General features: G+C 70.3%; 6 protein-coding genes and 1 pseudogene. 1 reads left to right on the forward strand and 6 read right to left on the reverse strand.

The window, feature by feature from the left end; translation table 11 throughout:
* Positions 1-135 (forward strand): annotated as a pseudogene (locus tag JNL41_RS06095) (ribonuclease D); the annotation flags it as partial.
* Between the two features lie 44 nt (positions 136-179).
* Here JNL41_RS06095 and JNL41_RS06100 read toward each other — a convergent pair.
* From JNL41_RS06100 to JNL41_RS06125, 6 genes are all read right to left on the reverse strand, one after another.
* Positions 180-1259, reverse strand: a complete 1080-nt coding sequence (locus tag JNL41_RS06100; RefSeq protein WP_293473385.1) for a phosphotransferase — start codon at positions 1257-1259, stop codon at positions 180-182.
* A complete protein-coding gene (locus JNL41_RS06105; protein WP_293473386.1) occupies positions 1259-1603 on the reverse strand; it encodes a nuclear transport factor 2 family protein in 345 nt (114 codons plus the stop codon). The genes JNL41_RS06100 and JNL41_RS06105 overlap by 1 nt, the downstream gene beginning before the upstream one ends.
* Positions 1600-2838 (reverse strand): FAD-dependent monooxygenase, encoded by a 1239-nt coding sequence (locus JNL41_RS06110; RefSeq protein ID WP_293473387.1) that lies wholly within the window; start codon positions 2836-2838, stop codon positions 1600-1602. Before JNL41_RS06110 ends, JNL41_RS06105 begins: the two co-directional genes overlap by 4 nt.
* A gap of 586 nt (positions 2839-3424) precedes the next feature.
* On the reverse strand, positions 3425-4924 hold the full coding sequence (locus JNL41_RS06115) for a Ppx/GppA phosphatase family protein (protein WP_293473388.1): 1500 nt from the start codon (positions 4922-4924) through the stop codon (positions 3425-3427).
* Positions 4905-7073: an RNA degradosome polyphosphate kinase gene (locus JNL41_RS06120; RefSeq protein ID WP_293473389.1), complete on the reverse strand. Its 2169-nt coding sequence runs from the start codon at positions 7071-7073 to the stop codon at positions 4905-4907. The genes JNL41_RS06115 and JNL41_RS06120 overlap by 20 nt, the downstream gene beginning before the upstream one ends.
* Before the next feature lie 51 nt (positions 7074-7124).
* Positions 7125-8165 (reverse strand): CHAD domain-containing protein (locus JNL41_RS06125; protein ID WP_293473390.1); only part of this gene is annotated, 1041 nt, incomplete at its 5' end.

An 8165-nucleotide genomic window follows, 5' to 3' on the forward strand; every position in this document is an offset into this window, starting at 1 on the left:
AAGGGCTGGCGCTACGAAGCCTTCGGCGAGGACGCGCTGAAGCTGAAGCGCGGCGAACTCGCCCTCGTCCTCGACGGCGCCCGCGTGCGGGTGGTCGAGGTTCGGCGTGCTCCGAAGGCGGCCGCGGCAGGCTGATCGGAAGATTTCGACCATAGGCGGCGGGGGCGTGAGCTGAGCCCCTAGTCCGTTCCGATCACCCCATGGTCCCACATGTGGTCGGACGCTGATCCGAGCATCTGCAGGAACATGCGGTCGCCGCGTTCGGTCTGCGTAACGATCATCGCGGCGAAGAACGCGGTCCCGAAGAGGAGGTATGCGCCCCGGCCATAGTAGCGCTTCAGCTCGTCCATGCCGTAGCCGCCGACCCCCAGGCCGACGAGCGTGTCGAGGTAGAGCCTGAGGACCTCGTCCTCGTGCTTGCGCCGCACGTCGCGGGGCAGGGCGCCCGCCAGGAAGTAGGCGAGGTCGGTGGGCCCGGACCCGTAGGCGTAGGACTGCCAGTCGAGCACCGTCACCGGGTATCCGCCGGCCGCACCTGCGAACATCATGTTGTCGGGCCGGAAGTCGTTGTGCGTCAGGCACCGTGGGCCGTCATGCTCGGCCCCGAACGTCGCGAACCGCTTCGACAGCCATTCGCCCGCCTCGATCCACTCGGGCTGCAGCCGCCCGGCGTAGCGCGCCTTGAACCCCTCCCACAGCATCGTCACGGCGGCCTCGTTGGCGGCGCTGGGCGGCGAGGCTCTGGAGCCGGACACGAACGGCATCTCGTCGAGCGCGGCGTCGGCCCAGTGCGAGGCGTGCAGCCTGGCCGCCTCGATCGTGACCAGCTTCGCCTGCTCCAGCGTGACGCCCTGCAACTGGTCGCCCTGCTCGGCGGGCGCCAGGTCCTCCATCATCAGGACGAACTCGCTGGTGGCCTCGTCCACGTCGGTGAACCAGCACTTCGGCGTGTGGATCAGGGCCGTCGGCGCGAGCTGCTGGTAGAACCGCACCTCGCGGATGTAGTTGCCCAGGGCTACGCCGGTCGCACGGCTCTCGTCGCCCGCCGCCGGGAACTTGCCCACCAGCGACGCCGGCGCGACGTCGCCGCCGCGCTCGTAGGCCAGCTTGAAGCGCACGCTGTCGCCGATCTGGCCCGTGCCCACGCCCCTGGCGGTGAAACCGCTGACGACGGCGTCGATGCCGCCGTGCTGCAGGACGTCGGTCAGCCAGCGGGAGTCGATGTCGCCGGGCCGGCGGATGTCGGGGCGGCGGCTCATCAAAGTTGGTGAACGTAGACTTCGTTGAGGACGATCTTCTCCCCGTCGAGGATCACAAGGTCGAACCCGCGCATCCGCGCCCCGCCCTCGATGTCGCAGTACCAACGGCCGCAGAACCCGCCGGGGATCGGCCACACCTCGTCGGGGCTGTAGGTCATCGCCGGCGTCGCGCCGAAGAGGCCCGTGAGGTAAGTCCGCAATGCCGCGTTGCCCGTCAGGCCGGCCGCCGTCTGCGGGTCCTTGTAGACGCAGTCGTCCGCGTAGAAGCCGCAGAGGAGGTCGACGTCCTTGTCCGACCAGGCCTTCAGCCAGCGGGCGTTGTAGCCGGCGATATCGACGGTCATGCGGGCGCTCCCATCACGCGGTCCCAGGCCTCCTGGGTGAACGCCTCGGGCGGCAGGGCCTCGGGGCCGGCCATGACGGCGAAGCCCTGGACCTTGAACGAAGGGTCGGCGGCCGACATGGCGAACACCCGCGCCCGCCGCGCCCTGGCCTCGTCGCCGAACTCCATGTCGAGCGCGGCCTGCATCCTGGCCGCGAACCTCAGCCGCCGCATCCGCTCGCTCCGCTCCTCGGCGTAGGTCGCGAACGAGAGGTGCGTCCAGTCGTCGGCGCCCTTCAGCAACTCGCTGACGATACGGACGTCGCGGTAGGTGATCGAAAGGCCGAGGCCGAGGATCGGGTCGTTCCAGCCTGCCGCGTCGCCCACCAGCACCACGCCCGGGGCGAACGGCGCGTCGGTCCAGGAGTCGTTGTTGAAGTAGCTGTAGAGCGGCCCCGCCGGCTCGCCCGCCACCAGATGCCGGTTGTGTGGGCTGCAACTCATGGTGAAGGCGTCGAGGAACCGCCGCGTCCCGTCGGGCCCCTTGAACCGTTGGGCCTGGTCGAGCGCATAGCCGCCGTAGACCCGCACCTTGCCGCCGCCCTGCGGGAAGGCGAGGAACGCGAAGTCGCCCTCGGTGCCGATCGCCTGGAGGTCGTCCGGCCAGTCGCCCGCGCCGTCGATGAGGAGACCGCCGAACCAGTGGTGGGGCTTGTCCTGGTGCAATGCGATGCCGGCGGTCTCGCGGACCATCGAGGTCCGCCCGTCGGCCCCCACGAGCAGCCGGCCGGTCGCCTCGATCGTCCGGCCCTGGTGCTCGTAGACGGCCCGCGGCGACTCGCCGGCTTCCACCTCGATGACCCGCACGCCGCGCAGCGCCGTCGCGCCGGCCGCCCCGGCCGCGTCGAACAGGGTCTGGCAGTGGTGCGGATGGCCGATACAGAGCGGCCCGGGCACGTCGGCGCGGAAGATGCCGAGGGGCAGAGTCTTGGCCTCGGCGGCCGTCGGGTCCAGGGTCTCGTCGTAGGTGACGTGCCGCGTCAGGTGATGCCCGCCGGCCCCCATGAGGAGATCGTAGAGGCCGACGCGCCTGACCTCGTCGACGCCCCACGGCGCGATCCATTCGCCGCGCACCCGGTCTTCGTAGACCTCGGACTGTTCCAGCAGGAGGACGGACCTGCCTGCGCGCGCCATCACGGTGGCCAGAGCCGCCCCGCCGATGCCGCCGCCCACGATGATCAGGTCATACGCCGCCACGCGAGGACTCCCTGCCGTAATGAGGCGCATGATTGATGCGCCTTACCCCAGGGCCGGCAAGCCCGGCGTTTCACGGCCGGCGGCCGCGTTCCTGAGGATAACCTCAAGCGCCGGAAAGGGCTGGCGTTCGGCGAACCGTCCCCGATCCGCCCACAGGCTGTCCACCCGCGCTGTCCTGAATGGTCCACAAGCGCCGGACGCCGGCCCGTTGCGGCCGCCGGGGCTCTGCGCGAACCTGACCTTGCCGAGAGGGACTGCGGCGCGGCGGACCGGGCGACCGGAAGGCGAAGCGGGCAGGAGGTCTCCGGACTGGATGGTTCTCTCGGGGGCGACCCCGGAATTCCTGGCAGGTCCGGCAGGCACGGCGGATGCGGTCAAGGCCGAGCTGGGTTCGCCCAGCGGAGCACAGGCGGTCTTCCACCTCGAGGCTCAGGTCCCCCAACGGATCTGGATCAGAGGGCGGTGTTCCGGGCGACCGGCGCGCCGCCCTCTTCATTTGAGCCCTGCGGCTCTGCTTCTCGTCCTGTACGCGGGCTCTGCCGAAGGCTCGGATGACGGGGAGCGCGCGCCGCTCCCCGCTTTCGTCCTAACTGATCTCGAGCTTGAGCTTCAGCGCCTGGGCCAGGCTCTGGCTGCGGCGCGCGGTCTGTTCGCCCAGCAGCATGTCCTCCCAGCCGGCCAGGGCGCTCAGCGCCAGTCTGTCGCCTTTCACCCTGAGGCTCGACTTCTCCAGAAGCCGGGGATTGTGGCCGGAGAGGTCGCAGCCGAGGCGGATCGCCGAGCCCAGGGCCCGGGCCCGCTGGCGGCGTTCGGGGCTGAGGACGCGGGTGACCGAGGCGTCCGGCGGCTGCGGCGTGGCGGTGTGGCGCGAGAAGGCGACCGAGGCCAGGAACACGCGCTCGGGGTGGGTCATGCCGGCCAGCGGGGCGCGCACGACCTGTTCGAACGCGAGGTCGGCGCGATGGTCGGGGTGCAGGCGCGCGCCCAGGTCGGCGAGGCGGCACGCCGCGGCGGTCAGCACCGGATCGCGGTCGGCGAAGACGGCCGGAAGCTTCTCGAAGAGCGGCGCGATCCAGGCCTCCAGGGCATAGCCCAGCGCCGGCGAGATGCCCCGCTGCGCCGTCAGCGCCTCGCAGCCCTCGATCAGCGGGTCGAGCTGGCGCACCTCGGGCGGCATCGCCTCCAGCAGCATGCCTTCGCGCACGCCGTAGGCCGAGACGATCATCCGCTCCACGCCCAGTCGCTCGATCAGCCGTTCGAGGACCAGGGCCGAGTAGGGCAGGGTGTCGAAGCGCTTCTTGGAGAGCCCCTCGATCCCCTCCAGCGAGGAACGCGACTGGCGCTGCACGAAGCGGACGAGGTCCAGCGCGTCGGCGCGGCCGATCTCGTACTGGTGGGCCACGTGCAGCGGATAGTCCGCGAGCTGCATGTGCAGGAGCGCGAGGTTCCGCCACGCGCCGCCGACGGCGTGGAATTCGGGACTGGCGTAGCGGTTGCCCAGCGTCGCCAGGTTGCCGTCGACGACGCGCTGCGTCCGCTCGACGTTCAGCGGTTTGGGCGCGCCCAGCGAAAAGGGGCCGAGCGGGAGCGTGACGCCCTCGATGTGGGCCATGCCGTTGAGGCGCACCAGTTCCAGGCTGGAGCCGCCCAGGTCGCCGACCACCCCCTCCGCGTCGGGCTGGCCGCAGATGACGCCGAGCGCGGCGTAGCGGGCCTCCTCCTCGCCGGAGAGGATGCGGACCTGCAGGCCCGTCTCGACCTCGACGCGCTTGAGGAAGGCCTTGCCGTCGGCGGCCTCGCGCACGGCCGCAGTCGCCGCCGCCGTCACTTCGTCGGCCCGCCAGCCATCCAGCACCGAGCGGAAGCGCCGCAGCGCCGAGATCGCGGCCTCGACGCCGCTCGGATTCAGGCGGCCCGTCGCGGGCAGGTCCCGGCCGAGGCCCGCCACGACCTTCTCGTTGTAGATCGTCCAGAGTGCGCGCCCATCGACCCGGTAGATCACCAGGCGGACGGAATTGGATCCGACGTCGATCACCGCCGCCTGGCGGCCCTCGGCGCGCCCGGCGCTATCCCCGCGTGGCCACATTTTCGATCGCGCGCGGCATGTCCTTCACTTTCTGCCCGCGACCGGAGAGGCTCGGATTGGTCATGAAGTACTCGTGCGCCGAGAAGGCGTTCGGATGATCCCAGGCAGGATCACGGCTATAGCGGCCGTCGGCGTCGAGGGTCCAGCTTTGTGCTTCGTCCTTGAGGTTCGCCAGCATGATCTGCTGGAGGACCTGCTGATGCACCGTCGGGTTCTCGATCGGCGTCAGGACTTCGACGCGGCGGTCGAGGTTGCGCGGCATCCAGTCGGCCGAGGAGATGAACACGCGGGCGTTCTGCGAGGGCATGGCGTGGCCGTTGGCGAAGGCGACGATGCGCCCGTGCTCCAGGTAGCGCCCGACGATCGACTTCACCCGGATGTTCTCGGAGAGGTCCGGCAGACCGGGGCGCAGGCAGCAGATGCCGCGGATCACGAGGTCGATGGAGACGCCGGCGCGGCTGGCGTCGTAGAGCGCGTCGATGATGACCGGGTCGACCAGAGAGTTCATCTTGGCCCAGATGGCGGCCGGCTTGCCCGAGCGTGCGTTGTCGGCTTCCTCGGCGATCATCCGCAGCAGATCGCGCTTCATCGTGACCGGCGAGTAGGAAAGCCGCTCCAGACCGACCGGCAGGGCGTAGCCGGTGATGTAGTTGAACAGCTTCGCCGAGTCGCGGCCGAACGGAGCCTCCGTCGTGAAGAGCGAGAGGTCGGTGTAGATCCGCGCGGTGACCGGATGATAGTTGCCGGTGCCGAAATGGCAGTAGCTGCGCAGGGTCTCGCCTTCCTTGCGCACGACCGTCGAGAGCTTCGCGTGGGTCTTGTACTCGATGAAGCCGTAGACGACGTGGACGCCGGCGCGCTCCAGGTCGCGGGCCCACTTCAGGTTGGCTTCCTCGTCGAACCGCGCCTTGATCTCGATGAGGGCGGTGACGTTCTTGCCGTTCTCGGCCGCCTCGATCAGGGCGGCGACGATCGGGCTGTCCTTGGACGTCCGGTAGAGCGTCTGCTTGATGGCCAGCACGTTCGGGTCGCGCGCGGCCTGGCGCAGGAACTGCACCACCACGTCGAAGCTCTCGAACGGGTGGTGGACCAGGATGTCCTTCTCGCGGATCGCGGCGAAGCAGTCGCCGCCGTGATCGCGGATTCGTTCGGGGAAGCGGGCCTCGAACGGCTTGAACTTGAGGTCCGCGCGGTCCGACGGGATCAACTGGCTGAGCTCGTCCAGGCCCAGCAGGCCCTCCATCACGATGATGTCTTCCGGCTGGGCGCGCAGGCTTTCGCAGATGAAGCCGCGCAGCTCCTCCGGGGTAGCTGCTTCCAGTTCGACGCGGACGACCGATCCCAGGCGGCGCTGCTTGAGCCGCGCCTCGAACTCCCGCACGAGGTCCTCGGCTTCTTCCTCGATCTCGACGTCGGAGTCGCGGATCAGCCGGAAGACACCCTGCTCCTCGATCTCGCAGCCCGGGAACAGATGGTCGAGGAAAAGCGTGACCATGCTCTCCAGCGAGATCACGCGGCGCGATTTCCGGCGCGAGCCCTTGGCCGGCGCGACCTCGAAGAACCGGGGCACCTGCGCAGGGAGCGGGGCCAGGGCGTAGAGCTGGCGGCCGTCCGAGATCCGGCGGATGCGGAGCACCAGGGAGAACGCCAGATTGGGGATGAACGGGAACGGGTGGGCCGGATCGATCGCCAGCGGCGTCAGCACCGGGAACAGCTCGGAGAGGAACACCTCCTCCAGGATCGCCCGCTCGGCCTCGGTGAGCTCGGTCGCCTCGACATAGCGCAGCCCTTCGCCGGCAAGTTCGGCGCGCAGTTCCTGCCACCGCTTCTGCTGGTCGCGCATGAGTTCGGCGGCGGCCTCGTTGACGCGCACCAGGGCGTCGGCGGCGGTCAGGCCGTCCTGAGAGACCGCGCGCACCCCCTCGCGCACCTGCGCCTTCAGGCCGGCCACGCGCACCATGTAGAACTCGTCGAGGTTGTTGGCGCTGATGGCCAGGAACCGCAGGCGCTCCAGCAGCGGATGGCGCGGGTTCATGCTCTCGGCGAGCACCCGGCGATTGAATGCGAGCCACGAGATTTCGCGGTTGAAGAAGCGGCTGGGGCTCGTCGCCAGGTCCTCGGCCGCCGCGGAGTCGGCGGCGGTCGGCATGGCAGCGCTCAGTGGGGCGACGTCGTTGGGCATCTCGGATCTCGGGCGGCGTCAGGCGCGGCGCAAACGTGGGCGCGAAAGGTTAAGGTCGTCACCCTTCCGCGACGACCAGAAGGGCTTTGCCTTCCGAAACGCCCGGAAGGCGTCGTTTGTCGCATCGAGCACCGCGTCTTCGCCCTTTGTGAGGCGGCCCACCTCGAGACCGGCGGCAAACGCAAGCTCGCCCGAGCGCCGGCCGACGGCGCGCATCGCCACCGCGCGGGCCACGGCCATGTCGTTGAGTTCGCCCATGCGGTCCTGCAGGGCCTTCAGGGCGACGATGAAGCGGGCGCGGCGTCTGGGATGGCGCGGGAAGGCGTCTCCGAAGAAGGCGGCGGCGTAGCGGAGCTTCTTGGCCTGCTTGCGCAGGCCGTGCCGGGCGGCGACGTCGAGCTCCGCGAACTTCCGCGAGCGCCGACGCAGGCGCCGCTCGAGCCTGTTCATCATCGGCGCGGCCAGCGCGGTCACCGGGCCTTCGCGAAGCCGCTGCTGCGTCTCGGTCGCGAGCCCGAGCCAGCGGCCGACCTCCAGCCATTCGCCGAGCGTCAGGAGAAGCGCGCGGAACCGCGGCGAGCGCACCGCCGCCAGGGCCCTCTCGTAGGCCTCGGCCTGGGCGTGCCGCAGCGCGCGGAAGAACGCCGCGCGACCCGGGCTCTCCTCGATCTCGTCCTCGGCTGCCGCGCGCGACAGGAAGACGTCGATGTCGCGGGCCTCCGAAAGCTCGCCGGCCAGCCACCGGGTCTCTGCGCGGGCGGCGTCCAGCCCCTCGGCGTCGAGCATGTCCCTGAACACCGACAGCGCGGCGCGGAAGCGGCGCAGGCCGACGCGAAGCTGATGCAGGACGTCGGGGTTGTGCGCCCGCTGCAGGAGGCGCGCGTTGCCGCCGATCTGGACCAGGGCGTCACGGGCGATGAGCTGGAACGCCTCGGCGCCGCGCGTCTGCGGCCCGACCGCGGTGTTCTGGGCCTTCAGCGCCGCGACCCCGTCATGGCCCACGAGCCGATAGCCCCGCTCGGCCTTGCTCTCGAACGACAGCGTCAGGTCCGCCTTGGC

It is taken from the genome of Phenylobacterium sp. (genome assembly GCF_016793285.1).
Classification (GTDB): Bacteria; Pseudomonadota; Alphaproteobacteria; order Caulobacterales; family Caulobacteraceae; genus Phenylobacterium.

Coding starts and splice junctions, on each gene's coding strand:
- JNL41_RS06100 (WP_293473385.1), bottom strand. CDS start 1,259: ATGAGCCGCCGCCCCGACATCCGCCGGCCCGGCGACATCGACTCCCGC.
- JNL41_RS06105 (WP_293473386.1), bottom strand. CDS start 1,603: ATGACCGTCGATATCGCCGGCTACAACGCCCGCTGGCTGAAGGCCTGG.
- JNL41_RS06115 (WP_293473388.1), bottom strand. CDS start 4,924: ATGTGGCCACGCGGGGATAGCGCCGGGCGCGCCGAGGGCCGCCAGGCG.
- JNL41_RS06120 (WP_293473389.1), bottom strand. CDS start 7,073: ATGCCGACCGCCGCCGACTCCGCGGCGGCCGAGGACCTGGCGACGAGC.